A 26538-nucleotide genomic window follows, 5' to 3' on the forward strand; every position below is an offset into this window, starting at 1 on the left:
ACTGCTTGGGAGAGTGTTTTGCTGACGGTGACCTCCGTGAACGTCAACGGCCTGCGAGCCGCGACCCGCAAGGGCTTCCTGCCGTGGCTGGCGGCGACGTCCGCCGATGTGATCTGCCTCCAGGAGGTACGGGCCGAGCCCGACCAGCTGGAAGCGGAGGCGCGGGAGCCGGAGGGCTGGCACACGGTCTTCGCCCCGGCGTCGGCGGCGACGAAGGGCCGGGCAGGGGTGGCGCTTTACACCCGGCGGGAGCCGGACGCCGTCCGTATCGGCTTCGGCTCGACGGAGTTCGACGTCAGCGGCCGCTACCTGGAGGCCGACCTGCCGGGCGTCACGGTCGCGTCCCTCTACCTCCCCTCGGGCGACGTGGGCACGCCCCGCCAGGAGGAGAAGGAGCGCTTCATGGCCGAGTTCCTCCCGTACCTGAAAGACCTGCGGCAGCGCGCGGCGGCGGACGGCCGCGAGGTCCTGGTCTGCGGCGACTGGAACATCGCCCACCACGAGGCCGACCTCAAGAACTGGCGCGGCAACCGCAAGAACTCGGGCTTCCTCCCCGAGGAACGCGAATGGCTGTCCCGCGTCTTCGCCGAAGCCGAGTACACGGACGTCGTCCGCGACCTCCACCCCGGGATGACGGGCCCGTACACCTGGTGGTCCTATATGGGCCGCGCCTTCGACAATGACTCGGGGTGGCGGATCGACTACCACGTGGCGAGCCAGGGACTCGCGGCGCGGGCGGTCAAGGGGTGGGTGGAGCGGGCGGATTCCCATCCGGAGCGGTGGAGCGACCATGCGCCGGTGACGGTGACGTACGGCTAGGCGGCTGCCGGCCGCGCGGTGGTGAGGAAGTCGTCGACGAAGGTCAGCGCGCGTTCCTCCAGTGCCGCGTAATGCGCGTCGCGGGCTGCGCCGGTCAGGGCCTCGTCGAGTTGCAGAATGCCGTTGGCGTCCACGCGCTGGGGCTTTTCCTCCGCGCCGGGCAGCAGCCCCACGACGGAGTCGGTCAGGCCGCAGTAGTAGGCGATGCCCTCGTTGAGCTGGGCGGCCAGCGCCTGCTGCATGACGTCGACCATGGCGTCGTCAGCCGCCGCACCGGCCAGCCCCAGCCACAGCATCCGCTTGCCCGCGAGCCGGGGCTTGCTGCGCCCGTACGCGAAGCCGTAGTTCCACACGCGGTCGATCCAGCCCTTGAGGATCGCCGGTACGTGCACCCAGTACACCGGGAACGTCGCGACGATCACGTCGGCCGCGAGCACCCGCCGCATGTGGTCCTCGACCTCGGCGGAGTAGGGCTTCTCCCGGTTTCCCCACTCCGGGAGGTCGGCGGCGGTCATCCGGGGGTCGAAGCCCTCGGCGTGCAGGTCGAGTACGTCGATCCGGTACCCGGCCGCGGCCAGCCGTCGGGTGGCGAGACCGGCGATGTGGGCCGTGAGCGAATCGGTCCTGGGATGGGCGACGACGACCAGGGCGGTCGGGGTCTCGGACACGGAATCCTCCATTGCTCGGTGGGGTGGTCGGATTCCATTCCACCCGTGATCAGATAGACGATCTATTGGTGAAGGTCTACGTTTGATAGGCATTCGTCTACGCTCGGCACCATGGACCCCTTGAGCAAGCTGCTGAGCGGCATCCGCGCCGAAGGCGCCGTACTCACCCACGCGGTCCTCGAGGCGCCGTGGAGCATCCGCTTCGCCGACCGGGCGCCGCTGACCATGGTCACGGTGCTGCGCGGCGAGGGCACCCTGCTGCTCCCCGACGGCGGCCGGCGCCGGATCACGCCCGGCGACACCGCGATCGTGCGCGGCCCGCTGCCGTTCCTGCTCGCCGACGCGGCGGACACGGTCGGGCGGCCGCACGAGGAGTACGAGGTGGCCTGCTTCGTACAGGACGATCCGCGCTGCGACGCCGAGCTCGACGACGGCCGGTGGGGGAACGCCCCGGACGGCGAGACCGCCCTGCTCGTCGGCGCGTACCGGGCCTCGGGCCGGCGGCACGAGCGGCTGCTGCGGGCGATCCCGCCGGTGCTGGTGGTGACCGACGACGTGGCGACGCACACCTGGGTGGAATCCGTCGCCGCGGACGCGGCCACCCGCCCGGCCGGCTCCAGGGCGCTGCTCGACCGGCTGCTCGACTGGGCGCTGGTGTGCACACTGCGCGAGTGGTTCGAGGGCGAGGGCGCCCAGGCGCCGGGCTGGTATCGCGGCTCGGCCGACCCTGTGGTCGGGCCGGCGCTGGAGGCCATGCACAGCAAGCCCGCGGCCGGCTGGACGGTGGCGTCCCTCGCCGCCGAGGCCGGGGTGTCGCGGGCGCTGTTCGCCAGGCGCTTCACCGAGGTGATGGGGCAGCCGCCGCTCGCCTACCTCACCGATTGCCGGATGGACGACGCCGAAGAGCTGCTGGCCGACCGCGCCCTCACGGTGGCGCAGGTGGCGAAGGCCGTCGGCTACGCGGACGCCTTCGGGTTCAGCGAGGCGTTCAAGCGGCACCGGGGCGTGCGCCCCAGCGACTTCCGCGCCACGTCGTAGCGAGCGAGATGCATCACTTCGGGACCTTGGTCCCTTTCGGGTGGTGTCTAATGTCCCGCATGTCCGTGCACATATCGCTGCTCCTCGGCCTCGGCCTCTTCCTGCTCTCGACCGCGGCCGTCGCCTGGATGGTCCGGGTGCTGATCGCGCCGCAGGCCGAGCAGGACGCCTTCGCGGATCTCGTACGGCAGCTGCCGCGCGGGCTCCGCGGATAGCCGTAGCGGCCGGGACCTTCGGCCCTTGAGCTGCTGACTCTCGCCTCTAAGCGCGCGTGAAGCCTTCCGCGAGCATGACTGTGAAAGATCGTGAAAACTTTCACAAGCGTGCAAACCCGAGGAAGGCGAGCCATGGGCAGCCCTGTTCTGCAGGAATCCACCGCCACCACCGGTGGGGCATACGACCCCGACCAGTACCGGCCGGGCCGGGCCATCACCGACTGGGAGCCGGAGAACGAGCTCTTCTGGCAGTCGACGGGCAAGCGGGTCGCCGCCCGTAATCTCTGGATCGCCGTCCCCGCGCTGCTCGTCGGCTTCGTCGTCTGGCAGGTCTGGAGCGTCACCGCCACCAACCTCGCGGACGTGGGCTTCGCGTACTCCACCTCGCAGCTCTTCTGGCTGACCGCGATACCCGGCCTCACCGGCGGCACCGGGCGCCTCTTCTACACCTTCCTCGGCCCGAAGGTCGGCCAGCGCACCTGGACCGCGCTCTCCACGATCGTGCTGGTCATCCCGCTGCTGTGGCTGGGCATCGCCGTACAGGACACGTCCACGTCCTTCACCACCATGGCGGTCATCGCCGCCCTCTGCGGCATCGGCGGCGCCAACTTCTCGTCCTCCCTCGCCAACATCGGCTTCTTCTTCCCGAAGGAGAAGAAGGGCAACGCCACCGGCATCAACGGCGGCCTCGGCAATCTCGGCGTCTCGGTCGTCCAGCTGCTCACCCCGATCGTCATCACCGCCTCGGTGATCGCCATCGGCTCCGGGCAGGCGAATGCGAAGACCGGCGGCACGGTCTATCTCCAGAACGCCGCCTTCATCTGGATCCCGGTCGTGGTGATCCTCGCCGCCGTCGCCTGGTTCGGGCAGAACAACCTCAAGACCGCCGCCAGCTCCTTCGCCCAGCAGAAGGTCATCTTCCGCCGCAAGCACACCTGGCTGATGACCTGGCTGTACGTCGGCACCTTCGGCTCCTTCATCGGCTTCGCGGCCGCGCTGCCGATGCTGATCAAGACGACCTTCCCCGACTACTCGGTCGCCACCTACGCCTGGATGGGCCCGGCCCTCGGCGCCCTGGCCCGCTGGGGCGGCGGCTGGATCGCGGACAAGCTGGGCGGCGCCCGGGTGACGATCCTGTCCTTCGCGGGCATGGCGGCGTCGATCATCGGCGTCATCAACTTCCTGCCGTCCGGCGGGAACGGCGGCAGCTTCACCGGCTTCTTCCTCTGCTTCCTGGCCGCCTTCCTCTTCTCCGGGATCGGCAACGGCTCGACCTTCACGCAGATCCCGGTGATCTTCCGCAACCAGCACCTCAAGGGCATCACCGAGGGCACCCGGGAGTACGCGAAGGCGCAGCAGCAGTCCGCGATGGAGGCGGGCGCCGTCACCGGCTTCACCGCCGCCATCGCGGCCTACGGCTTCTTCTTCATCCCGGCGCTCTTCGCCAACTTCGCCGTGACCAGCGCCATGTGGGGCTTCGTCGGCTTCTACGTCAGCTGCATCGCGGTCGCCTGGTGGTACTACGCGCGCACCGGCGCCGAGTCGCCCTCCTGAGCGATCCGCAGCGCCTCCACCAGGTCGCGGTAGAGCTCGTCGGACGCGAGCAGCTCCTCGTGGGTGCCGCGGGCCCGTATCCGGCCGGCCTCCATCACCATGATGGTGTCCGCGTCGATCACCGTGGACAGGCGGTGGGCGATGGTGACCACGGCGCCCTGCTGGGACCGCTGCCGGATGCAGTCGTGCACCGCCGCCTCGGTCAGCGCGTCCAGCTGCGCGGTCGCCTCGTCGAGCAGCAGCACGTCGGGGCGGCGCAGCAGCGCCCGGGCCAGCGCGATGCGCTGCCGCTCGCCGCCGGACACCGCCGCCGAGGACAGCTCCGTATCGAGGCCGTCGTCCAGCCCCGTCACCTTCTCGGTGAGGCGTACGTCGGCGAGCACCTGGTGCAGGGCCTCCTCGGTCGCGTCGGGGCGGGAGATGAGGAGGTTGTCGCGGATGGTGCCGGGCACCACGGGGGTGTCCTGCTCGACGTACGCGAGCCGGGAGCGGATCGCGGCGTGACCGATCTTCGGATACGGGACGCCGTCCAGCAGCAGCGTCCCGTCCTGCGGCTCCAGGAAGCGCAGCAGCAGCGAGAAGACGGTGGTCTTGCCGGCGCCTGACGGGCCGACGATCGCGGTGTGCCCGTACCGCGGCACCTGCAGGTCGAGGGCGCGTACGGCGGGGTCGAGCTCCGGTCCGTACGCCGCCGTGACGCCGCGCAGCCGCAGCACGGGACCTTGCTTGTCCCCCGCGGGCGTCGCCGTGGTGTCACCCGGCTCCGCCGACTCCGACTCCAGCGCGTCCACCGCCCGGATCCGCTCCGCCGCGGCGATGCCGGACTGGAGCGCGGTCAGGTTCTGCGACAGCTCCGTGATCGGCTCCATCAGCCCGAAGGCGTAAAGGAGGAAGGCGATCAGGCTGGAGACCTCCAGCTGGCCCTCGCCGACCCGCCATGCGCCGACGCCGAGGATGAGGATCACCGCGAGCTGGATCCCGGTCCAGGCGATGGTCCACACGGTCGCCTCCAGCCGCACGGCGCGGATGCCGTACCGCGCCGACTCCTGCGCGTCCTCGCCGATCCGCCGCGCCTGCCGCTCCTCGGCGCCGCTCGCCTTGACCGTACGGATCGCGCGCAACGCGCCCTCCAGCCGGCCGCCGACCCGGCCGACGTGCTCCTGCGCCCGCTCCTGCGCCTTGGCGATCTTCGGCATCAGCGCGCCGAACAGCACCACGACCACGACTACCGACGCCACCGTCGTGCCGAGCAGCACCAGGTCGAGCACCGCCATCATCACCAGCGTGCCGACCAGCATCACCACGCCGTTGATCAGCCCGATCACGCTGGACGACGCCGCCTCGCGCAGCAGCACCGTGTCCGACACGGTCCGCGACACCAGCTCGCCCGGAGGCCGCTTGCTGATCGCGGGCACGGTGGCGCGGAAGAACCGCCGCACCATCGACTCGCGCGCCTCCAGCACCACCTTCTCGCCGAGGGTGCCGAGCAGGATCCACTCGACGCAGTAGAGCACCGCGCCGACGACCAGCAGCACCAGCAACGCGAGCACCGGTCCGCGCAGCGAGCCGCCGTCGCCGAGCGCGTCCAGGACCCACTTGGTGACCATCGGCGTGGCAAGACCCAGCGCGGACGCGGCCAGCGCGAGCAGCAGCCCGGCGCCGAGGGCGCGCTTGTGGGGTCTGGCGAAGGACCAGAGGATCCGGAGACTGTCGGGAGCAATCATGCTCCCAAGTGGAACACCACTGTTCCACAAGGGTCAAATTCTTTTCGCTACGGAACCGCGCTACGGTGTGCGGCATGGGAACGGCCGTGAGCGGAACGCGCAATCGCACCCGCCGCGCGATCCTCGACGCCGCCGCCACCGTGCTGGCGAAGAACCCCTCGGCCTCCCTCGCCGACGTGGCCGCCGCGGCGGAGGTGGGCCGCACGACCGTGCACCGCTACTTCCCGGAGCGCACCGACCTGCTGCGCGCCCTCGGCACCGACGTACTGGAGAAGGTGGCCGCCGCCACCGAGCGGGCCCGCATCGAGGAAGGCCCGGCGCTCGCCGCGCTGGAGCGGCTGTGCCAGGAGCTCTTCGAGCTCGGCGAGAGCCTCACCCTGGTCTTCGACGAGTCGCTCGCCGCGACCTGGCAGTGGGAGGGCTGGGAGGACGAGACCGAGGCGGACCGCGAGCTGGCCCGGCTCATCGACCGCGGCCACGCGGAGGGCGCCTTCGACGACGGGCTCGACCAGGACTGGATCGTGCAGGTGCTGTGGTCGCTGCTGTACGTGGCCTGGCAGCGCGGCCGCGACGGCGGCAGCAAGCACGAGGCGCTGACGCTGTGCCTGCGCACGCTGCGCAAGTCGGTCGGTCCGGTCACCCCTTAGGCACGAAGCGCACCCGGAAGAGCTTCGGCCAGTTCTTGCCCGTCACGTAGAACTCGTCCGTCCCCGGGATCGCCGCGATCCCGTTCAGCACCGCGGCCGACCCCGACCGCTCCGACGCCGGCAGCAGCCCGCTCGCGTCCACCGCGCCGGTGACCGCGCCCGTGCGCGTATCGATGCGGACGATCTCGTCGGACTGGAAGACGTTCGCGTACACCGTGTGCGGCCCCGCGCACTCCAGCTCGTTGAGCTCCGCCACCGGCCGCCCGGCCCTGCGCACCGTCACCTCGCCGGTCTTACGGAACGACTCCGGGTCGCGGAAGGCCAGCCGCGCCGAGCCGTCGCTCATCACCAGCCGCCGCCCGGCCGCGTCATGGCAAAGACCCCAGCCCTCGCCCTCGTAGCGGACCTGCCGCCGCTCTCTGAGCGTCTTCGGGTCCCGCTCGTACGCGATGCCGTCCTGCCAGGTCAGCTGCCACAGGCGGTCCCGGCCGACGAGCGTGATGCCCTCGCCGAAGATCCTCGCCGGGAGGTTGGTGCGCGCCGAAGGGCGCTCGCCCGGGGCGCCCGCGCGGACCGAGGAGTGGCCGGTCAGGCCTGTGCCCTCGTAGAGCATGCCGCCGGACATCTCCAGGCCCTGCGTGAACGCCTTCGGGTCATGCGGCAGCGTCCGGCGGACCTGCACCCGCAGCCGCTGCGGGCTCGAGCTCGAGGCGTCTTCGCCCGGCGACGAGCTGCCGGGCCGGCTCGACGACGACGGGTCCGATGATGACGGGCTGGACGAGGACGGGCCGGTCGAGGACCGGCTCGATCCGCTCGGGGCCGCGTCTGCGCTGCCGGTGCTCGCTCCGCAGCCGGTCAGGAGAGTGAGGGCGGCGACGAAGGTCACGACGGGTGCGCGCATGAGCCAACCCTGACACGCCTGTGCCGCGGGCACAGGTAGCCGCAGGGTGTGTTCCGCGCTGCGCGGGCACCTTCGCCGAAGGCGCGGACTCGGACTCGGGCGCCGGTACGCCCGCCGGGCTCGGCGCCTGCGCGGTCAGCGCGACCAGGCCCGCCGCGGTCACCGCGGCCGCGGCCACCGCCAGCACCGCACCGGTCGCGCCGAAGCGGAAGGACTCACCGAAGGCGAATATGCCGACGGCGCCCGCGATCACCGGGTTGACGACGGTCAGCGTCGCCAGGGGCGCGGAGAGCCCGGCGCCGCGGTACGCCGCCTGCGACAGCAGCAGCCCGGCCGGCGCCAGCACGGCCACCATGGCCAGGCTCAGCGGGTCGGTCCAGTCGTCCGTAACCGCCTTGGTGAAGACCGAGGCCATGCCGAACGCCGCACCCGACGCCACCGCCAGGGTCAGGCTGCGCGCCGCCGGACGGCTCAGCCGCCGGGCGACGACCACCAGGGCCGCCACGCCCCCGATGGTCGCCGCGGCCAGGACGCCGCGGGCGGTCGCGCTCGCCTCGCCCGAGGCGGAGTCGTCGGTGAGCGCCAGCAGCAGGCCGAGGCCGCCGGTGGTCAGCAGCGCGCCGCGCCAGGCGGCGGGCGCGATCTGCTTGCGTACGAAGATCGCGGCGATCGGCAGCGCGAGCACGATGGTGAGCGCGCCCAGCGGCTGCACCAGGCTCAACGGCCCGTAGGCGAGCGCCGCCACGTGCAGCAGCGCGCCCGCGCCGTTGAGCCCGACGGAGGCCCACCAGCCGGCGCGGTGGTACGGGGCCCAAGAAACAGGTGCGGCACGCGAAGCCGGGTCGCCGGCCTCAGGGGTGGTGACGGCGACCCGCTCCTGGATCACGGCTGCGCCGGCATACGCCACCGCCGAGACCAGCGACAGCACCACCGACAGCAGGAAAGGGCTCATGTCATAAACGATGAAGCGTTCCGCCGCAAAAATCGTCATCCGCTGGGACGCTCTCCGACCTACTGCTCTGGCAGTAGGTCCTCCTGGAGGAGTACAGCCGCAGGCGGACGGTCCGCCGTTCAAACACCTCTTTCGTGCGTCGTCCGCCGCCTTGACACCGGGCGGCGGCACCGGCACGTTCACGCCCATGACGCCTCAGGACGACGGTGAGCAGCTCAAGTCCGATGAACTCCGCGCCCTCCAGCTGGACCGGCTGCGCGCCACGCTGCGCCTCGCGTACGAGCACGTGCCCCTGTACCGGCGGAAGTTCGACGCGGCCGGCATCCATCCCGACGACTGCCGCGCCTTGTCCGACTTGTCGCGATTCCCGTGCACCACGAAGGCCGACCTGCGCGAGGCGTACCCCTTCGGCATGTTCGCCGTCCCCATGGAGCGCGTCCGCCGCCTGCACGCCTCCAGCGGCACCACCGGGCAGCCGACGGTCGTCGGCTACACGGACGGCGACCTGTCGACCTGGGCCGACCTGGTCGCCCGCTCGATCCGCGCGGCCGGCGGCCGGCCGGGCGACAAGATCCATGTGGCGTACGGATACGGCCTCTTCACCGGCGGCCTCGGCGCGCATTACGGGGCCGAGCGGCTCGGCTGCACGGTGATCCCGGCGTCGGGCGGGATGACGGCGCGGCAGGTGCAGCTGATCCGGGACTTCCGGCCCGAGGTGATCATGGTCACGCCGTCGTATCTGCTCACCCTCATCGACGAGTTCGAGGCCCAGGGCATCGACCCGCGCGGGACCTCGCTGCGCACCGGCATCCTGGGCGCCGAGCCGTGGACGGAGGAGATGCGGCGGGAGATCGAGGGGCGGCTGGCGATCAACGCCGTGGACATATACGGACTTTCCGAAGTAATCGGGCCCGGCGTCGCCCAGGAGTGCGTGGAGACCAAGGACGGCCTGCACATCTGGGAGGACCACTTCTACCCGGAGATCCTCGACCCGCTCACCGACGAGGTGCTGCCGGCGGGCGAAACCGGCGAACTCACCTTCACCTCCCTCACAAAAGAGGCCATGCCGGTCATCCGCTACCGCACCCGCGACCTCACCCGCCTGCTCCCCGGCACCGCCCGCCCGGCCTTCCGCCGGATGGAGAAGATCACCGGCCGCAGCGATGACATGCTGATCATCCGCGGCGTGAACCTCTATCCCACCCAGATCGAGGAAATCGTCCTGCGCACCCCGCAATTGGCCCCGCACTTCCAGCTCCACCTCACCCGCGAGGGCCGCCTCGACCACCTCACGGTCCGCGCGGAGGCCCGCCCGGGCGCGCTGCCGGAGCAGCGGGCGGCCGCGGGCGAGGACCTCATACGGGCCGTAAAGGATCACATCGGGGTGACGGCGGCCGCGGAGATCGTGGATCCGGAGACGCTGGAGCGGTCGGTCGGCAAGATCCGCAGGGTCGTTGACGACCGCTGAACAAGGTCGACATCACTAATCGCGCACCCATGCGGAGGTGTCGATTCCGCGCACACCAACTCACTCGTTCCGGTGGAAGTGGACGGAAGGGTCAACGGAAACGGCGCACATATCGAGCACACAGTTACATTTCCGGTCGTGACGAGAGACCTTAGCCGTGTTGTTTCCAGCCTCCGTGCCGCCGGCGGATACGCCACCGACGTGGAGGTGAGGTCCGCGGCGAGCGGGCTCCCGGACTCCCTGACCTCGACCCTGGGGGCGCTGGCCAACCTCCCCGGCGGCGGGATGGTCATCCTGGGCGTCGACCGGCGGGCCGGCTTCCGCCCCGTGCCGCTGACCGATATCCAGGGCCTCAGAGCGGGCCTCACCGAAATGGCGGGCTCCTTCACCCCCGCCCTGCGCCTCACCGTCGAGGAGGCCGAGGTCGACGGCTCGCCGGTGGTGGCGGCCACGGTCCACGAGTGCGACCGCCCGGAGAAGCCCTGCCGGATGGCCGCCTCCGGCGCGGCCTTTATGCGCGGTTACGACTCCGACTTCCAGCTCTCCGAGCTGGAGGAGCAGGCCTACCCTTCCACCCGCCGCCCGCCCGCCTTCGACCGGCAGCCGGTGCCGGGCGCCAAGATCGACGACCTTGACCACGAGCTGACCACGGCCTTTCTGCAGGCGGCCCGCGAGCGCGACCCGTACGGACTCGGCCGCTTCGGCGACGACGCCGAACTGATGGTGCGGGCGGGCATCCTCCTGCCGGAGGGCACCCCATCGGTGGCCGGGCTGCTGGTGCTCGGCGTGCACCCGCAGCAGTTCTTCCCCCGCTATACGATCCAGCTCGCCGCCGACCCGCACCCTTCCGACCCGCTGGGCACCCGCGCCCGCAACCAGGTCACCCTGACCGGCGCCATCCCGCGGATGCTGGACCAGGCGCTGGACTGGGCCCGGCGCACCTTCGACACCACGATCACCTCGGAGTCCGACGGCGTCGTACGGGACCAGCCGGAGTATCCGCTGCTCGCCTTCCGCGAGCTGATCGCCAACGCGCTGGTGCACCGCGACCTCGACCAGTGGTCGGCGGGCATGGCGATCGAGGTCAGGCTGCGCCCCGACCGCCTCCTCATCTCCAACCCCGGCGGCCTCTACGGCCTGTCGATGGAGCGGCTCGGCCGCGACGCCGTCACCTCGGCGCGCAACGCCCGCCTGGTCGCCATCTGCCAGCACGCCCGCTCCCCGCAGACCGGCAGCCGCGTCATCGAGGCCCTCGCCAGCGGCATCCCCGCCGTCTCGGACGTGCTGAGCGACGCGGGCCTCCCCCCGGCCCAGTTCATCGACACCGGCATCCGCTTCACCGCGGTCCTGCACAAGCCCGCCCCGCAGACGGCGAGCAAGCCGCTGCTGAACGCCACGGAGCTGAGCGTCTACGACTTCCTGACCGCGGGCCCGCACCCCCAGCACACCCCGCACGCCCACACGGTCACGGACCTGCCGTCGTCGCTGGGCTACTCGGCGCCGAACATCATCCGCTAGCGGGGCGATGAGTTTGTGCCTTCCGGCCGGTCCAAGCTCATGACGACGGCCTAGGAAAGGACACTGCCATGTCTGAGCTTCTCGTCGACTTCATCACCTCCCTCGACGGCTACGCATCGGGGGAGGGCTGGCCCGGGTTCTGGGGCCTTGAGGGGCCGGAGTACCTCGCCTGGCTGGGCGAGCAGCCCGAGGTCACGTACCTGATGGGAGCGAACACCTACCGCCTGATGTCGGGCTTCGCCGCCGGCGAGGTCCCGGATGGCCAGGACGAGTTCAGGCCCGAGGAAGAGGCGTCCGTGGACGAGCTGACGCAGGCGACCAAGGTGGTGTTCTCCTCCACCCTCGAGGAACCGCTGAAGTGGGCCAACACCACGCTCGTCCGCGACGACGCCGTCGAGACGGTCCGCGCCATGAAGGCGAGCGGCTCGGGCATCCTCAGCACGATCGGCAGCCTCAGCCTGGCCCGGGCCCTGCTGCGAGCGGGCCTCGTCGACCGCTTCCGGGTCGGGATGTTCCCGGTGATCACCGGGGCCACGGGCGAGGAGCGCATCTACGACGGCTATCCGGACGTCGCCCTCGAAATGACCGACCACCGCACCTTCGACAGCGGCACCCAACTGGTCGAGTACAAGCCCCGCGTCCTGGAGCACCCGCCGCTCGGCGCCCCTGCTTGACCCAAACGACGAAATCCCGGCGAGACAGATACTGTCTCGCCGGGATCTCCTGTGCGTGGACGTGAGGGGAATTGAACCCCTGACCCCCTCGATGCGAACGAGGTGCGCTACCGGACTGCGCTACACGCCCTTGCGACGTCAGGAACTTTAGCATCCCGGTCAGGGAGATCGGAAATCGGTTATCGCGCTGGTCAGCTACTCGTTCGCGGCGCGCTTGCGGTCCGGGTCCGCGTACTGGTCGAAGAGCGGGGTGCGGCCGCGCTCGCGCGGACGGCGGCGCCCCGCCTCGTCCGCCTCCTTGGCCTCAGCGGCCTCCTCGGCCTCTTGGCGGCGGCGCTGCGGCTCCACGGTGGAGGAGCGGGCCGACGACCACGTGTCAGGTGCGCCGAGGTCCACGCCGTCCGTGGCCCGCGGCGCCACCGGCGCCGTCACGTACGTCGGCAGCGGCACCGGCACCGGATCCCAGCCGGACTGCTCCGGGCGACCGCCCGAGCGCTCCTGGTCGACCCACTCGGCGTGGTCCGTCTGCTCCACCAGCGCGCGCCGGTCGGCGGCGGGGTCGGGGCCTGCAGCCGACTGCCCACCTGCGGCGCCGTGCGGGATCGAGCCGTACGAACCGTCGGGGTCCTGCGGCGCGGTGCCGTACGCCCCGGCGCCGCGGTGGCCGTCCGCGCCGTACGGCGGCCGGGTGTCGTCGCCGTCCATCGCCGGGCTGCGGCGGGTCGGGGCCAGGTCTTCGTGGTGGGCGCCGTCCGCACCGCCGGAGCGGGGGCCCGGGGGCGCCGTGCGGCCGGGAGAGCGCGGAGCGCTGTCCTGGGCCGGGGCGGCTGCCCGGTCTCGGTCCGCGGGGCCGCCGCGGCCGCGGCGGCCGCGGCGGTCTGCCCCGTCCGCCCGGCCACCGCTGCGGTCGGGGGCGCCGCCCGTACGACCGGCGCGGCCGCCCGCCGCACCGTCACGTGCGGCCCGGCGGTCCTCATAAGCCGCTCGGCGGTCGTCGCGCGCGGCCCTGCGGTCATCCCGCGCGGCCCTGCGGTCGGCACCGTCCTCGCGGACATCCCGGCCGGAGCGGCCGTACGCGCCACCGTCACGAGCATCCCGGCCGTACGCACCGCCATCCCGGGCGTCCTGCCCGGGCAGCCCGTCCGCCGCACCGTCACGCCCGGCGGCCCGCCGGCCGCCCGCGCCCTCGCGGTCCGCCGCGCGCTCGCGCACCCGCCGCGCCGCGGCCTGCGCGCCGGCCTCGTCCGCCTGGTACGCGTACCGCCGCCGCTCCTGGCCGCGCACCCGCACGATGTACGCGGTGAGCAGCAGCGCCGGGACCAGGACCGCCCACAGGTAGCGGGCGCCGCCCGTCGCGGCGGCGATGGCGCCGATGGTGAGGGCGACGAAGAGGAGTGTCGTGGTGCGGCGGCGGCGCGCGAGGACCTTGGCGCGCGCCCGGCGCTCGGCGAAGCTGGGCTGCTGCGGGCCCGGGGCCGGCGGCTTGAGCGGCCCGCCGCCCGAGCCGTCCGAGCCGTCCGCACGACCCGAGCCGTCAGGCTCGACCGCGTCATCCGCGCCGTCAGGCGCCTCGTAACGCCCGGTCGCGGGCACGGCTGCGGCCCGGACGTCCACCGGCCGCCCGCGGCGGTCCACGGGGGCGGGTGCGGCGTCCGGGTGCGCGCTGCCGTCGTCGGCGGCGCCGGGCTGGTACTCACCCGAGTACTCCCCCGCGCCGTCCGCGGCAGCGTCATGATCGTCAGGTCCGGCCGACCGCCGCCCGGCCGACCGGCCGGTCAGCAGGCGGATGGCCGTGCTGAAGCGTTCCGTCGGACGAGCCTCGTTCAGCTCGTCCTGCCTGCGCAGCCACATCGGCACGAGGTAGGCGGCCCAGGCCCCGACGATCATTGCGTAGATGAGGCCGCTGCTGCTCACGCCTTACACGGTAGAGGTGAACCGCGCAGCGCATCCGCCAATTGGCTCGGTGTGTCGCACCATCTGGCTGATATCTCGAGCTTTTCTTGTGACTATTCCGACGCGAAATGCTCAAGTGCGGCAGAATCTCGAACACTTATTTTATTTCTGCGAGTGCCACAGCGAGCGCCAGCGGGCCAGCAGACCTTCCGGGACTTCCTCCGCGGTGAGCGCGAAGACCAGGTGGTCGCGCCAGGCGCCGTCGATGTGAAGGTAGCGCGGGCGAAGCCCTTCGTCGCGGAATCCGAGTTTCTCCACCACGCGCCGACTCGGCGCGTTCTCGGGGCGGATGCACACTTCGATGCGGTGCAGTCCGACCCGCCGGAAGCAGTGGTCGACAGTGAGCGCAACAGCCGTAGGCATGACGCCGCGGCCCGCCACATCCTGGTCCACCCAATAGCCGATGTGGCCCGAGCGCATTGAGCCCCAGGTGACGCCGGCGACGGTGATCTGGCCGCAGAGCCGGCCCTCGTACTCGATGACGAAGGGCAGCATCCGCCCCGCGTGCGCCTCCGCGCGCAGGTGTCTGACCATCTGCCGGAAGGTGGGCCGGCGGGTGGGCGGGGTGCCGGGCAGCGGCGGCGGGACCGTCGCCTCCCAGGGGCGCAGCCAGTCGCGGTTGCGCCGGTTGACCTCGCGCCAGAGGCGCTGGTCGCGCAGTCGGATGGGGCGGAGGGTGACGGGTCCCTCCACCAGCTCGGCGGGCCAGTAGGCGTTCAGCGTGAGGCTCCTGCGCTTGGGCCGCCGTGGGCCGCGTGGTCCGGAGCGGCGTCCGGCCGTGGATGGTCGCCGCCGTGCAGCTGGTCGACCGCGTGCGGAAGCAGGTCCGCGAGGACGGCGAGGCCGTCGCGTACGCCGCCGGAGGAGCCCGGCAGGTTGACGATCAGGGTGCGGCCCGCGGTGCCCGCGAGGCCGCGGGAGAGGGCGGCGGTCGGCACCTTGGGCATGCCGTACGCGCGGATGGCCTGCGGGATGCCGGGGACCTGACGGTCCAGCACCCGCGCGGTCATCTCTGGAGTGAGGTCGCTCGGGGAGATCCCCGTACCCCCCGTGGTGAGGACGACGTCATAGCCGGCGGCAACAGCCTCGCGGAGGACGGTCTCCACGGCCTCGCCGTCGGGGACCACTCGCGGGCCGTCGACGGTGAAGCCCATGGCCGACAAGCCGTCGGCCAGCAGGGGGCCGCCTTTGTCGGCGTAGACACCGGCCGACGCCCGGTTGGAAATGGTGACGGCCAGCGCGCGACGCGCGGACGAGGCGGTGGGCGCAGCGCTCGGCTCACCGCCACCGGCGGGCGCGGCTGCGGACGGGCTCATGCGTCGGCCCTCCGAAGGTAATCGCCGGACTTGCCGCCGGTCTTCTCCTCGACGCGGACGTCCGTGATGACGGCGGACTTGTCGACGGCCTTGACCATGTCGACGACGGTGAGGGCGGCGACCGTCACCGCGGTCAGCGCCTCCATCTCCACGCCGGTACGGTCCGTGGTCTTCACCCGCGCCGCGATCTCGACCGCGTCGTCGGCGACCGACAGCTCGACCTTCACGCCGGAGACGGCGAGCGGGTGGCAGAGCGGGATCAGGTCGGGGGTGCGCTTGGCGCCCATGATGCCGGCGATACGGGCCGTGGCCAGCGCATCGCCCTTCGGCATGCCCTCGCCGCGCAGCAGCTCGACGACCCGCGGCGACACCAGCACCCGGCCAGTGGCACTGGCGGTGCGGGCGGTGACGTCCTTGGCGGAGACGTCGACCATACGGGCCGCGCCCGCCTCGTCGATGTGGGTCAGATGCTGCTGGCCCTCTGCTGATGTCGCTGCCATGTCGCGTGCGCTCCCGGGGTCAAACGATGCGGCGCCAACGGTACCCGGACCGGACCCCGGCGCGCTCAATCGAGCACAAGCACATCCAGGGTGGTTCCCGATGCCACCGAGGTGGTGGCCTCCGGGACCACGATCAGCGCATTGGCCTGAGCGAGGGCCGCCACCAGGTGGGAGCCGGAGCCGCCCACCGGAGTCACCTTGCCGACCGTCTTCCCCTTGGCGGGGGGCTCGTACCGCCCGCGGAGAAACTGGCGCTTGCCATCCGGCGAGGACAGCGCTTCCTTTGCGGTGACCCGCGCCCGCACCGGCGCCCGGCGGGCCGGTTCCAGACCCATCAGAGTGCGGATCACGGGCCGTACGAACAGCTCGAAGGACACATAGGCGCTCACCGGATTGCCGGGCAGGGCGAGCAGCGGGGTGCGGTCGTCGCCGATGCGGCCGAAGCCCTGCGGCTTGCCCGGCTGCATGGCGAGCTTGCGGAACTCCACCCCGCCCGCGCCGTCCGAACCCAGGTCGGAGAGCGCCTCCTTGACCACGTCGTACGCGCCGACGCTGACGCCGCCGCTGGTGACGACCGCGTCCGCGCGGATCAGCTGGTCCTCGATGGTGGAGCGCAGCGTCTCGGCGTCGTCGGCGACGGCGCCGACCCGGTAGGCGATGGCGCCCGCGGCGATCGCGGAGGTGGTCAGCGCATAGCTGTTGGAGTCGTGGATCTGGCCGGGGCCGAGCGCTTCACCCGGCGGGACCAGCTCGCTGCCGGTGGACAGGACCACGACGCGGGGCCGGGGCCGTACCGTCACGGAGCCGAGGCCGATCGCGGCCAGCAGGGAGATCTGCGCCGGGCCGAGGACCGTGCCCGCCTCCAGGGCGAGGTCGCCCGCCGATACGTCGCTGCCGCGGCGGCGCACATACTGGCCCTCCTCGGCCGGCCGGTGCACCGCGACATCGCCGCGCGCGCCCTCGGGCGCTGCGCTGGCCGCCCGCATGCCGTCGACCGGGCCCTCGCCGAGCCCGCCGTCGGTCCACTCCACCGGCACCACGGCGTCGGCGCCCGGCGGCAGCGGCGCGCCGGTCATGATCCGGGCGGCCTGCCCGGGCCCGACGGTGGGCAACTCGCCGCTGCCCGCGGCCACGTCGCCGATGACGGTGAGGACGACCGGGTATTCCTCGCCTGCGCTCTCGACGTCGGCGACGCGGACCGCGTAACCGTCCATCGAGCTGTTGTCGAACGGGGGCAGCGAGACGGGGACCTTGACGTCCTCGACCAGCACGCAGCCCTGGGCCTCCAGAAGCTGCAGCTCCAGCGGGTCCAGGGGACGGAGCTGCCGGAGGATGTCGTCGAGATGCTCGTCGACGGACCAGACGGTCCGCTGCGTGCTCTTCTCTTCCTCAGCCACCGGCTTCTCCATCGTCGTGCTCAACTGCCCAGCTCCTCCGCAACATACTTCCGCAGCCAGGTACTGAATTCAGGACCCAGGTCATCACGTTCGCATGCGAGTCTGACAATCGCCCGGAGGTAGTCGGCACGGTCGCCGGTGTCGTAGCGGCGGCCCTTGAAGACGACGCCGTGCACCGGGCCGTCGATCGACTCGTCGGCGGCCAGCGTCTGCAGGGCGTCGGTGAGCTGGATTTCGCCGCCGCGGCCCGGCGGGGTGCGGCGGAGTACGTCGAAGACGCCGGGGGCGAGGACGTACCGGCCGATGATCGCGAGGTTGCTCGGCGCGTCGTCCGCGGCCGGCTTCTCGACCAGGCCGGTGATGCGGACGCAGTCGCTGTCGGCGGTGTTCTCCACGGCCGCGCAGCCGTAGAGGTGGATCTGGGAGGGCTCGACCTCCATCAGCCCGATCACGCTGCCGCCGTGCCGCCGCTGGATCTCGATCATGCGCTGCAGCAGCGGGTCGCGCGGGTCGATCAGGTCGTCGCCGAGGAGGACGGCGAAGGGCTGGTCGCCGATGTGCGGTTCGGCCACGGCGATGGCGTGGCCGAGGCCCTTGGGGTCGCCCTGGCGGACGTAGTGGATGCTGGCGAGCTCGCTCGACTCCTCCACCTTCGCGAGCCGCGACTCGTCACCCTTGCGGCGCAGCGCCTCTTCGAGTTCGTAGTTGCGGTCGAAGTGGTCCTCGAGGGGGCGCTTGTTGCGGCCGGTGACCATCAGCACGTCGGAGAGCCCCGCGGCGACGGCCTCCTCCACGACGTACTGGATGGCCGGCTTGTCCACGACCGGCAGCATTTCCTTCGGCGTCGCCTTGGTGGCGGGAAGGAAGCGGGTGCCGAGCCCGGCTGCCGGGATGACAGCCTTGGTGATGCGAGGGCGGGGGGTTGAGGTCATGTTGAGCACCATATCGACAGAGGTGTCGGAAAGTTTGGGGTTTCAGGCGGTGACTAATTCGGGTCAGGTTACGAAGGCGGCGTTGCGCCGGCGCGTCCTCTCCGTGAGGGCCGGGTTGCCGCCGGATGACCTGCGGATGGCCGGCGCCGCGCTCGCCCGCCGGGCGCTGAAGCTGGACGAACTCGCCGCGGCGCGCACGGTGGCGGCGTACGTGTCGGTGGGCCGCGAGCCGTCCACCCGCGAGCTGCTCGACACGCTGCGCGACCGCGGCACGCGCGTGCTCCTGCCGGTGCTCCAGCCCGACAACGACCTCGACTGGGCGGTCTACGAGGGCCCCGACACGCTGGTACGGGCGGGCCGCGGCCTGCTGGAGCCGGCCGCCGCGCCCCTCGGCGTCGGCGCCGTCACGGACGCCGACGTGGTGCTGCTCCCCGGCCTGGCCGCCGACCGCCGCGGGGTGCGGCTGGGGCGCGGCGGCGGCTCGTACGACCGGGTGCTGGCGCGGCTGGCGGCGGACGGGCGGGATCCGGCGCTGGTGGTGCTGCTGTACGACGGCGAGGTCGTCGAGCACGTCCCGGCGGAGCCGCACGACCGCGCCGTACGGGCGGCGGTCACGCCGTCGGGAGTGCACCGCTTTCCGGAGGCGTGAGGCGCGGCGGAGGCGGCGGCCCGGCCGGGCCCAGGTGCCGCAGCCGCCCCAGCAGCGCCGCCAGGTCGTCGGGCGCCGCGGTGAGCCGCACATGCGTGTCGCCGTCGAGCAGGTCGGCGACGTGCCAGGCCGACGGCACCCCCTCCTCGTCGGCGAGCGGCCGCCGTACGTCCTGGACGGTGAGCCGCCCGGCCGGCACGGGGATGGCGCCGAAGCGGCTCGACTTGGCCGGCACCAGCGCCATGGGACCGCCGCCGACGACGATCCAGCTGCCCCCGAAGTGCCCGGCGTACGGCACCGGGCCGAGGATCATCGCGGGCACGTACACGTCCTCGCCCTCCGGCAGCACCCGCGGCCCGGTCCGCCCGCGCTCCCCGGTCTGCCGCCAAGCGGCCACCAGGAGCGCCAGCGTCCCGAGCCCGCAGCCGATCGCCACCCACCGGGCGACGTCCGCCCCCGGCCGTATCGCGGCAAGGGCGATCGTCCAGGCGCCGGTGGCGAGGACCGGCACCAGGAAGGCCATGCCGCTGGCGTCGCCGCGCTCGCCGGGCTTGACGGCCTGGCCGTGCCGGCGCCGGCGGCCGAGCCAGAAGACGAGGAAGCCCGCGGCTATGGGCACGACGACGGTGACCAGCACGGCCACCACGCGCGGCGCCGGTTCGTACTCCTTGAAGGTCCGGCCCGCCCCCGCCACCGTCATCAGGCGCCCGCGCCACCACGTCAGCTCGACGCGGTCGCCGGGCCGGAGTTCGAGGGCGGTGTCGTGCTCGACGTCGGCCTTCGGCAGCGGCGTCTCGTCCTTGAAGGAGATCCAGCTGTCGTCGCTGCGGCGGCTGGGCCGGTCCACATGGACCTCCTTGACCACGCCCCGCCCCACGGTCCTGCAGTCCCGGCCCGCGTCGTCGGGCCCGGGCATCTCCGGGCACGGCCGCGCCGCCGCCCAGTCCCGCGCCGACCGCTCCTCGGGGCCGACGCCCGCCACGGCCACGTATCCGCCGCCGATGCCCGCGATCAGGCACAGCACGAGCGGCACCAGGCGGGCGTAGAGCAGCCGGTCGCGCGGCGGCTCCGCCGGGGAGGTGCCGAACGCCGGGAACTCCGGCACCGGCTCCGCCGCCGAATAGCGCAGCTGCAGCTCCCGCAGCCGCTCCAGCTGCTCGTGGAAGCGCGGCGGGGCGGGCGCGTTCTCGTACGGCAGCGGCAGCAGCAGCCGCCCGCCGTCGCGCAGCTCGACGCCGACGCGGCAGCTGTCGGGCCCCTTGGCGCGGCGCTTCACGATGACGCCGAAGCGGGCGACCTCGTCCCACTCCAGGTGCCGCCACCGCCGGAAGCGGCGGATCCGCAGCCCGTACGGACCGGCCTCCACCCGGCGCCGCAGGGTGCAGACGAAGACCACGGCGACGATGACGAAGGACACGGCGAGGGTGCCGGGGAGCGCCAGCGCCGGGTCCGGCTGCTCGCCGCGGCGCGCGACATGGACAGTCGCCCAGGCGGCGGGCAGCGCGAGGAGCGCGCAGACCACGACCCCGTACCAGAACCTGCGGCTCACGCTGAGGAGCAGCTCACCATCCCCGGACATGCGCGCGATATTCGCACGTCAGGCCCGCGGCGGCGAGGATCAAGCTCACAGCCCGATCCGTACAACCCTCAGCGCGTCAGCACCATCGTCGCCTCGGTCGCGTCGTTCACCTCGGCCTTGCTCGACGGCCAGTCGAGCATCTCGCCCTTCGCCCACTTCGACGTCTGGTCGGTGTAGTGGTCGCTGTACGCGTGCCCGGAGGCGCCCGTCAGGTTGATCCAGCGCGACTTGTCGAGGTTGTCGAGGTTCACGATCATCCGCATCGACGGCACCCACACCACGTCGAAGCCGCCCGCCGCGTTCCACCCGGCGGCGTTCACCGCGGCCTCGCCGCCGCTGAGGTTCCACGGGCCGCGGTTGAGCAGCCACTGGACGGCGCCCGGGCCCTCCGTACCCAAGGTCTGGTTCTTGAGGGTCAGCTGGTGCAGCCGGCCCCAGTTCCAGGTGGAGACGTCCTTGCCGAGCTTCGCGGTGAGCTCCCAGCGGGCGTCCTTCATCGCCTTGGCCAGCAGCTCGTCGCGGGTGTCCGTGGCGTCGCCGCGGCCGTGCCGGCTCTCCGGCGTCTTCCACCACTCGCTCTTCTGGTTCTTGTCCTCGAGCAGCCCGCGGACCACCTCGATCCAGCGGTCGCCGCCGTCCGGCTGGGCGTCCTCGGGCTCGCGCTCGCCGCACTCGCGGACCAGCGCCGGGGCGTCCGGGTTGGTCTCGGCGTCGGCCGGCTTCACATTGAGGCACTCGTCCTCGACCCGCAGCTCCTTGGGCATCTTGTCGCCGAAGGTGAGCTTCAGCAGCTGCCGCCAGACGCCGTTGAAGTACGCGGCCGCGGCCGAGTCGGAGTCCTGCTTGTAGTCCCAGTCCTTCAGCAGGTCCTGGGCCTCCTTGACGTACGGGTCCTTGATGTCGAGCTTCAGCAGCAGCGGGGTGAGCTCGCTGCCGATCTCGCTGAAGCTGTCCATCTGCATGGTCTGCATATCGTCCGGCGAGATCTTGCCGCCGTCCTTGACCTTGGACTCGATCAGCCTGTTGATCCGCTGGCTGCGAGTGCCGTAGCCGGGGTCCTCGGTGATGTTGTACGGGTAGTCGGACTCGTCGATCACGGCCTGGTTGGCGGTGACGATGTAGCCGCGGTCCGGGTTGTACTCGTACGGCAGCGCGGACTGCGGGATGTAACCCTTCCAGCGGTAGTCGGGGTCCCATCCCGGCGCGGGCATGGTGCCGTCGCCCTTGCCGCGGATCGGGATCTTGCCCGGGGCCTGGTAGCCGATGTTGCCGGCCGTGTCCGCGTAGATCAGGTTCTGCGAGGGCACCGCGAAGTCGCGGGTGGCGGCGCGGAACTCCTTGAAGTCCTGCGCCCGGTTCATCTCGAAGACCGAGTCCATCGTCTTCGACGGCTCCAGCGCGGTCCAGCGCAGCGCGACGCCATAGCCGTCGCCGCGGTCCGGGGCGGCATTGCCGACCGGGGCGCGCTTGCCGACGTCCTCCGGCTCGCCGCCGCGGTCGGAGATCAGCGGGCCGTTGTCGGTGGCGCGGACGGTGATCTCCACCGGGTCGCCGCCGGCGACCTTGATCGTCTCCTTGCGGGTACGGAACTCCTTCTCGCCGCTCCCCGACTCGTACCGCCCCTCGCCGGTGATCTTCTCCAGATAGAGGTCGGAGACGTCGGCGCCCAGGTTGGTCATGCCCCAGGAGATCTTGTCGTTGTGGCCGATGACCACGCCCGGCATGCCGGAGAAAGTGAAGCCGCTGACGTCGTACGGGCAGGCCTTGCTGACCGTCTTGCAGTGCAGGCCCATCTGGTACCAGACGCCCGGCAGCGACGCCGACAGGTGCGGGTCGTTGGCGAGCAGCGGCTTGCCGGTGGTGGTCTTGTCGCCGCCGACGACCCAGGAGTTCGAGCCGATGCCATTGCCGTTGGTGCCGAGCGCGACCGGGACCTGTTCGAGCTTCTTGCGCACCTTCGACATCTGGGTACGGGCGTCCTCGGTGGCGGCCGCGGCCGAGCCGGAGGTCCCGGCGGACCCGGCCTGGGTGGCCGTACCGCCGCTGGGCCGGAAGGTCTTGCCGCTGACGCTGCCGCCCTCGACGATCGGGCGGTTCCGCTTGTACGGGTACGCCGGATACATCTCGGCGATCTGCTTCTCGCTGAACCTGCTGGTCAGCAGCGAGCGGTCGATCTCGTCCTCCATGTTGGCCCGGAGGTCCCAGGCCATGGCCTTCAGCCAGGCCACCGAGTCGACCGGCGTCCACTTGCCCGGCTCGTAGTCATTGGTGAAGCCGAGCGCCGCGTACTCGACGGAGAGGGCCGAGCCCTTGTGGTCCTTCAGGTAGCCGTTGACCCCGTCGGAGTAGGCCTTGAGGTAGTTCTTGGTGTCCTGCGAGAGCTTCTCGTCGTATTCCTTCTGCGCGATGTGCCGCCAGCCCAGGGTGCGCAGGAACTTGTCCGTGCTGACCTGGCTCTTGCCGAACATCTCCGACAGCCGCCCGGCCGTCATGTGCCGGCGTACGTCCATCTCCCAGAAGCGGTCCTGCGCCTGGACGTAGCCCTGGGCACGGAAGAGGTCCTCGGGGGTGTTGGCGTAGATCTGCGGGATGCCGTTGCCGTCCCGCTTGACCTGGGCAGGCGCGGACATGCCGGGCACCTTGACCTGGCCGGAGGTCTGCGGGAAGGAGTCGCGGACGGTCGAGATGGACCAGTACGTGCCCGCGCCGACGCCGATGACCAGCAGGAGAGCGAGGCCGATGACGATGAGGCGCAGGCGGCGCCTGCGGCCGCCGGCCCGGGAGCTGCCGCGCGCACCCCGGCGGCCGGACTGCTGCGCGGGGGCGCCTGTCTCACTGGCGGGCATCGTTGTCCTTCGCGGGCTCTGTTCTCATGGTCCTAAAGGGCAGGTGCCACTAAGGGCAGATGCCACTGTAGAGCGCACGGCGCCCGCGGCTGCACCCGGTCCGGCGGCAAGACCCGGGGCGTCGCCCGGGCTGATGAGAAGGTAAATTCTCTGTCAAGCGCTCAACTTCACCCTACTTGCCGACCCCTCCTTCAAAACGAGAGGTGCGCCCGCTGACCGTCGAAGACCTCAACCGGCTGCTGCTGATCTCGGCGCTGATCCTGCTCGTCGCTGTCACGGCGGTACGGCTCGCGTCGCGCACCGGGCTGCCCAGCCTGCTGCTCTACATGGGCATCGGGATCGCGGTCGGCGAGGACGGCTTCGGCTACCCCTTCAGCGACGCGGAACTCACCCAGGTCTTCGGCTATGCGGCGCTCGCGATCATCCTGGCGGAGGGCGGTCTCGGTACCAAGTGGGCGGACATCAAGCCGGTGCTGGGCTCCGCGATCGTGCTGTCCACGGTCGGCGTGGCGATCAGCGTCGGGGTGGTGGCGGTCGGGGCGCACTATCTGGTGGGCCTCGAATGGCGGCAGTCCCTCATCATCGCGGCCGTGGTGTCGTCGACCGACGCGGCGGCCGTGTTCTCGGTGCTGCGCCGGGTGCCGCTGCCCAGACGCATCACCGGCACCCTGGAGGCGGAGTCGGGCTTCAATGACGCGCCCGTGGTGCTTTTGGTCGTGGCGCTCTCCGCGGTCGGCGAGATGGACCCCTGGTACGCGCTGATCGGCCATATCGCCCTGGAGCTGGCCATCGGCGCCGCCATCGGCCTGGCCATCGGCTGGCTCGGCGCCCAGGGCCTGAAGCACATCGCCCTGCCCGCCTCCGGCCTCTACCCGATCGCCGTCATGGCCATCGCCATCTCGGCGTACGCGACCGGCGCCCTGCTGCACGGCAGCGGCTTCCTCGCCGTCTACCTGGCCGCGATGATCCTCGGCAATTCCAAGCTGCCGCACTTCGCCGCCACCCGCGGCTTCGCCGACGGCCTCGGCTGGATCGCCCAGATCGGCATGTTCGTGCTGCTCGGGCTGCTGGTGACGCCGCACAACCTGGCCGACGACATCGTCCCCGCGCTGATCATCGGGCTGGTGCTGACGATGGTGGCCCGGCCCGCCGAGGTGTTCCTGAGCCTGCTGCCCTTCCGCATCCCCTGGCGTGAGCAGGCGCTGATGTCCTGGGCCGGGCTGCGCGGCGCGGTGCCGATCGTCCTGGCCACGATCCCGATGGTGACCGGCATCCCGGACTCCACCCGGATCTTCAACATCGTCTTCGTGCTGGTGATCGTCTACACCCTCGTACAGGGCCCGACGCTCCCCTGGCTGGCCAAGTGGCTCGGCCTCGGTGCCTCCGACGCGGCGTACGACCTGGGCATCGAGTCCGCCCCGCTGGAACGCTTGCGCGGCCACCTGCTGTCCCTGTCCGTACCGGAGCGCTCGCGGATGCACGGCGTGGAGATCGCCGAGCTGCGGCTGCCCAAGGGCGCGGCGGTGACCCTGGTCGTACGGAACGGGGCCAGCTTCGTGCCGGGGCCGACGACGGTGCTGCGCGTCGGCGACGAGCTGCTCGTGGTCGCCACCGACGAGGTCCGCGACCAGGCGGAGAAGCGGCTCCGGGCGGTCGGCAAGGGCGGCAAGCTGGCGGGGTGGCTCGGTACGGGTGGGGTGTAAAGCACGGGTGGGGTGTAAAACCGGGATCGCCGCTATAATTGCGGCGTACATGTTTTACCCGAAACCTGCCTGACGCAGAGCTCGCGCAGTGGCCGTTCCCCGGCGTGCGCGGTGGACAGTTCTCGGCGCGGTCGAGCCCCGGTCAGCGGGCCCGCGTCCTCAGGCGGCAGGAAGGACGCCGCCGTGGCGCACACGGCAAACCGCAGGCCCGGATATGCGCAGCTGCTCCGCACGCCCCGCGCCTGGACATTTCTGATCCCCGGCTTCCTGGCCCGGCAGCCCTTCGCGATGCTGACGATCGGCATCGTGCTGCTCGTCGAGGACACCTCGGGCTCGTACGGGACGGCCGGCATCGTCGCGGCCGCCGCCGGCCTGTCCATCGCCCTCATCGCCCCGCTCTGCGGCAAGCTCGCCGACCGGTACGGGCAGCGCGCCGTGCTGGTGCCCGCGGTGCTGCTGCACGCGGCATCCGTATCGCTGGTCATCGCCCTGGCGCTCTCCGACGCGCCCCTGTGGGCGCTGCTGCTGGCGGCCGTGCTCGCCGGTGCGTCGGTGCCGCAGATCGGGCCCATGGTGCGCGCCCGGTGGGCGGCGCGGCTCGATCCGCGGTCGCCGCTGCAGCACACGGCGGCGGCTTTTGAGTCGGTGACGGACGAGTTCACCTTTGTCATAGGGCCGGTGCTGGCGGCGGCGCTGTGCAGCGGAGTGCACCCGGCGGCCGGGCTGGTCGCGGAGGCGGCGCTGTCGGTGTCCGGCGGGCTGCTCTTCGCGGCGCAGCGGCGTACGCAGCCGCCGGTGTCGCTCCGCAGCGAAGGCGCCTCGGCCGGCGGCTCGGCGCTGCGGATCCCCGGGGTGCGGGTGCTGGCGGTGTCCTTCCTGGGCATCGGCATCGTCTTCGGCGGCATGCAGGTGTCGCTGACCGCCTTCACCGAGGAGATCGGCAAGCCCGGCATGAACGGCGTCCTCTACGGCGTCTTCGCGGCGGGCAACATGCTCGCGGGCCTGGTGGTCGGCATGCTGCACTGGCGGCGGCCCGCGGATCGGCGGCTGCTGCTGGCGTATCCGGTGCTGGTGGCGGCCACGGTGCCGCTGTGGCTCGGCGCCATGCATCCTGCGGGGTGGCTGCAGGGCGGGCTGGGCCTGCTGGTCGGCTTCGCCATCGCGCCCGCGATGATCACCGGCTTCACGCTGGTGGACGCGCTGGTCCCGGCGGGCGCGCGGACGGAGGCCTTCACGTGGCTGACCGGCGCGGTCGCGCTCGGCCAGGCGCTGGCGTCGTCGGCGGCGGGGCAGCTCGCGGACGCGGGCGGGGCGCGGGCGGGCTTTCTGGTGCCGCTGGGCGGGACGGCGCTGGCGTGCGCCGTGCTGTGGGTGCTGCGGGGGCGGTTGGTGCCGCCGGTCCGGCCGGTTGAGATGGTGACGGGGAGTGGCGCCTCGCGTGGGGCGCGTCACGGGAGCTCGGTGTCGGTGGACTGACACGGCTGG

General features: G+C 71.9%; 23 protein-coding genes and 1 tRNA gene. 11 read left to right on the top strand and 13 right to left on the bottom strand.

Going from position 1 to position 26538, the window contains the following annotated elements:
• Nucleotides 1–18 precede the first annotated feature (18 nt).
• On the top strand, nucleotides 19–819 hold the full coding sequence (locus ACNNMR_RS18150; protein WP_419995670.1) for an exodeoxyribonuclease III: 801 nt from the start codon (nucleotides 19–21) through the stop codon (nucleotides 817–819).
• Here the strand turns inward: ACNNMR_RS18150 and ACNNMR_RS18155 are convergent.
• Nucleotides 816–1499, bottom strand: coding sequence for an NAD(P)H oxidoreductase (locus ACNNMR_RS18155; protein ID WP_419995671.1), 684 nt, complete (start codon nucleotides 1497–1499; stop codon nucleotides 816–818). The genes ACNNMR_RS18150 and ACNNMR_RS18155 overlap by 4 nt on opposite strands.
• 99 nt (nucleotides 1500–1598) lie before the next feature.
• Between ACNNMR_RS18155 and ACNNMR_RS18160 the strand changes: the two genes are divergently transcribed.
• The 3 genes from ACNNMR_RS18160 to ACNNMR_RS18170 all read left to right on the top strand — a co-directional run bounded on the left by ACNNMR_RS18160 (nucleotide 1599) and on the right by ACNNMR_RS18170 (nucleotide 4294).
• Entirely contained in the window at nucleotides 1599–2525 is a 927-nt protein-coding gene (locus tag ACNNMR_RS18160) for an AraC family transcriptional regulator (protein WP_419995672.1), read from the top strand.
• Between the two features lie 59 nt (nucleotides 2526–2584).
• The gene (locus ACNNMR_RS18165) at nucleotides 2585–2740 is read left to right on the top strand and encodes a hypothetical protein (RefSeq protein ID WP_419995673.1); all 156 of its coding nucleotides are present in this window, start codon (nucleotides 2585–2587) and stop codon (nucleotides 2738–2740) included.
• Nucleotides 2741–2872: 132 nt separating this feature from the next.
• Complete coding sequence (locus ACNNMR_RS18170; RefSeq protein WP_419995674.1) at nucleotides 2873–4294, top strand: NarK family nitrate/nitrite MFS transporter; 1422 nt, start codon at nucleotides 2873–2875, stop codon at nucleotides 4292–4294.
• On the opposite strand, the gene ACNNMR_RS18175 is transcribed toward ACNNMR_RS18170, so the two are convergent.
• Nucleotides 4261–6018: an ABC transporter ATP-binding protein gene (locus ACNNMR_RS18175; protein WP_419995675.1), complete on the bottom strand. Its 1758-nt coding sequence runs from the start codon at nucleotides 6016–6018 to the stop codon at nucleotides 4261–4263. The two genes, ACNNMR_RS18170 and ACNNMR_RS18175, sit on opposite strands and share 34 nt — an antisense overlap.
• Nucleotides 6019–6092: 74 nt before the next feature.
• Between ACNNMR_RS18175 and ACNNMR_RS18180 the strand changes: the two genes are divergently transcribed.
• On the top strand, nucleotides 6093–6665 hold the full coding sequence (locus ACNNMR_RS18180; RefSeq protein WP_419995676.1) for a TetR/AcrR family transcriptional regulator: 573 nt from the start codon (nucleotides 6093–6095) through the stop codon (nucleotides 6663–6665).
• Here ACNNMR_RS18180 and ACNNMR_RS18185 read toward each other — a convergent pair.
• Nucleotides 6655–7347, bottom strand: a complete 693-nt coding sequence (locus tag ACNNMR_RS18185; protein ID WP_419995677.1) for a glutaminyl-peptide cyclotransferase — start codon at nucleotides 7345–7347, stop codon at nucleotides 6655–6657. The genes ACNNMR_RS18180 and ACNNMR_RS18185 overlap by 11 nt on opposite strands.
• Nucleotides 7319–8518 carry a DMT family transporter gene (locus tag ACNNMR_RS18190; RefSeq protein WP_419995678.1) on the bottom strand — a complete coding sequence of 400 codons (1200 nt, stop codon included), beginning with the start codon at nucleotides 8516–8518 and terminating at the stop codon, nucleotides 7319–7321. Before ACNNMR_RS18190 ends, ACNNMR_RS18185 begins: the two co-directional genes overlap by 29 nt.
• Nucleotides 8519–8705: 187 nt before the next feature.
• On the opposite strand from ACNNMR_RS18190, the gene paaK reads away from it, so the two are divergent.
• From paaK to ACNNMR_RS18205, 3 genes are all read left to right on the top strand, one after another.
• Nucleotides 8706–9986 (top strand): phenylacetate--CoA ligase PaaK, encoded by a 1281-nt coding sequence (paaK, locus tag ACNNMR_RS18195; RefSeq protein WP_419995679.1) that lies wholly within the window; start codon nucleotides 8706–8708, stop codon nucleotides 9984–9986.
• A gap of 138 nt (nucleotides 9987–10124) precedes the next feature.
• On the top strand, nucleotides 10125–11504 hold the full coding sequence (locus tag ACNNMR_RS18200; RefSeq protein WP_419995680.1) for an ATP-binding protein: 1380 nt from the start codon (nucleotides 10125–10127) through the stop codon (nucleotides 11502–11504).
• 68 nt (nucleotides 11505–11572) lie between these two features.
• Nucleotides 11573–12178: a dihydrofolate reductase family protein gene (locus tag ACNNMR_RS18205; protein WP_419995681.1), complete on the top strand. Its 606-nt coding sequence runs from the start codon at nucleotides 11573–11575 to the stop codon at nucleotides 12176–12178.
• 56 nt (nucleotides 12179–12234) lie between these two features.
• On the opposite strand, the gene ACNNMR_RS18210 is transcribed toward ACNNMR_RS18205, so the two are convergent.
• From ACNNMR_RS18210 to galU, 7 genes are all read right to left on the bottom strand, one after another.
• Nucleotides 12235–12308, bottom strand: a tRNA-Ala gene (locus ACNNMR_RS18210).
• Between the two features lie 65 nt (nucleotides 12309–12373).
• Nucleotides 12374–14092, bottom strand: coding sequence for a hypothetical protein (locus tag ACNNMR_RS18215; protein WP_419995682.1), 1719 nt, complete (start codon nucleotides 14090–14092; stop codon nucleotides 12374–12376).
• A gap of 141 nt (nucleotides 14093–14233) precedes the next feature.
• Nucleotides 14234–14827: a GNAT family N-acetyltransferase gene (locus ACNNMR_RS18220; protein ID WP_420000399.1), complete on the bottom strand. Its 594-nt coding sequence runs from the start codon at nucleotides 14825–14827 to the stop codon at nucleotides 14234–14236.
• A gap of 20 nt (nucleotides 14828–14847) precedes the next feature.
• Entirely contained in the window at nucleotides 14848–15447 is a 600-nt protein-coding gene (locus ACNNMR_RS18225; RefSeq protein WP_419995683.1) for a MogA/MoaB family molybdenum cofactor biosynthesis protein, read from the bottom strand.
• Nucleotides 15444–15947, bottom strand: a complete 504-nt coding sequence (moaC, locus tag ACNNMR_RS18230; RefSeq protein WP_419995684.1) for a cyclic pyranopterin monophosphate synthase MoaC — start codon at nucleotides 15945–15947, stop codon at nucleotides 15444–15446. The genes ACNNMR_RS18225 and moaC overlap by 4 nt, the downstream gene beginning before the upstream one ends.
• Before the next feature lie 65 nt (nucleotides 15948–16012).
• Nucleotides 16013–17356 carry a gephyrin-like molybdotransferase Glp gene (gene glp / locus ACNNMR_RS18235; RefSeq protein ID WP_420000400.1) on the bottom strand — a complete coding sequence of 448 codons (1344 nt, stop codon included), beginning with the start codon at nucleotides 17354–17356 and terminating at the stop codon, nucleotides 16013–16015.
• 8 nt (nucleotides 17357–17364) lie between these two features.
• On the bottom strand, nucleotides 17365–18288 hold the full coding sequence (gene galU, locus ACNNMR_RS18240; protein ID WP_419995685.1) for a UTP--glucose-1-phosphate uridylyltransferase GalU: 924 nt from the start codon (nucleotides 18286–18288) through the stop codon (nucleotides 17365–17367).
• On the opposite strand from galU, the gene ACNNMR_RS18245 reads away from it, so the two are divergent.
• Nucleotides 18275–18925 (top strand): 5-formyltetrahydrofolate cyclo-ligase, encoded by a 651-nt coding sequence (locus tag ACNNMR_RS18245; protein ID WP_419995686.1) that lies wholly within the window; start codon nucleotides 18275–18277, stop codon nucleotides 18923–18925. The genes galU and ACNNMR_RS18245 overlap by 14 nt on opposite strands.
• Here the strand turns inward: ACNNMR_RS18245 and ACNNMR_RS18250 are convergent.
• Together ACNNMR_RS18250 and ACNNMR_RS18255 are read right to left on the bottom strand one after the other, a co-directional pair.
• Nucleotides 18888–20504 (bottom strand): PH domain-containing protein, encoded by a 1617-nt coding sequence (locus tag ACNNMR_RS18250; RefSeq protein ID WP_419995687.1) that lies wholly within the window; start codon nucleotides 20502–20504, stop codon nucleotides 18888–18890. The two genes, ACNNMR_RS18245 and ACNNMR_RS18250, sit on opposite strands and share 38 nt — an antisense overlap.
• Before the next feature lie 68 nt (nucleotides 20505–20572).
• Nucleotides 20573–23350: a penicillin acylase family protein gene (locus ACNNMR_RS18255; protein ID WP_419995688.1), complete on the bottom strand. Its 2778-nt coding sequence runs from the start codon at nucleotides 23348–23350 to the stop codon at nucleotides 20573–20575.
• A gap of 203 nt (nucleotides 23351–23553) precedes the next feature.
• Between ACNNMR_RS18255 and ACNNMR_RS18260 the strand changes: the two genes are divergently transcribed.
• Nucleotides 23554–25053 (top strand): potassium/proton antiporter, encoded by a 1500-nt coding sequence (locus ACNNMR_RS18260; protein WP_419995689.1) that lies wholly within the window; start codon nucleotides 23554–23556, stop codon nucleotides 25051–25053.
• A 183-nt stretch (nucleotides 25054–25236) separates the two neighbouring features.
• Nucleotides 25237–26529, top strand: coding sequence for an MFS transporter (locus tag ACNNMR_RS18265; protein ID WP_419995690.1), 1293 nt, complete (start codon nucleotides 25237–25239; stop codon nucleotides 26527–26529).
• Nucleotides 26530–26538: the final 9 nt, after the last annotated feature.

It is taken from the genome of Streptomyces boninensis, assembly GCF_048572725.1.
GTDB lineage: Bacteria > Actinomycetota > Actinomycetes > Streptomycetales > Streptomycetaceae > Streptomyces > Streptomyces boninensis.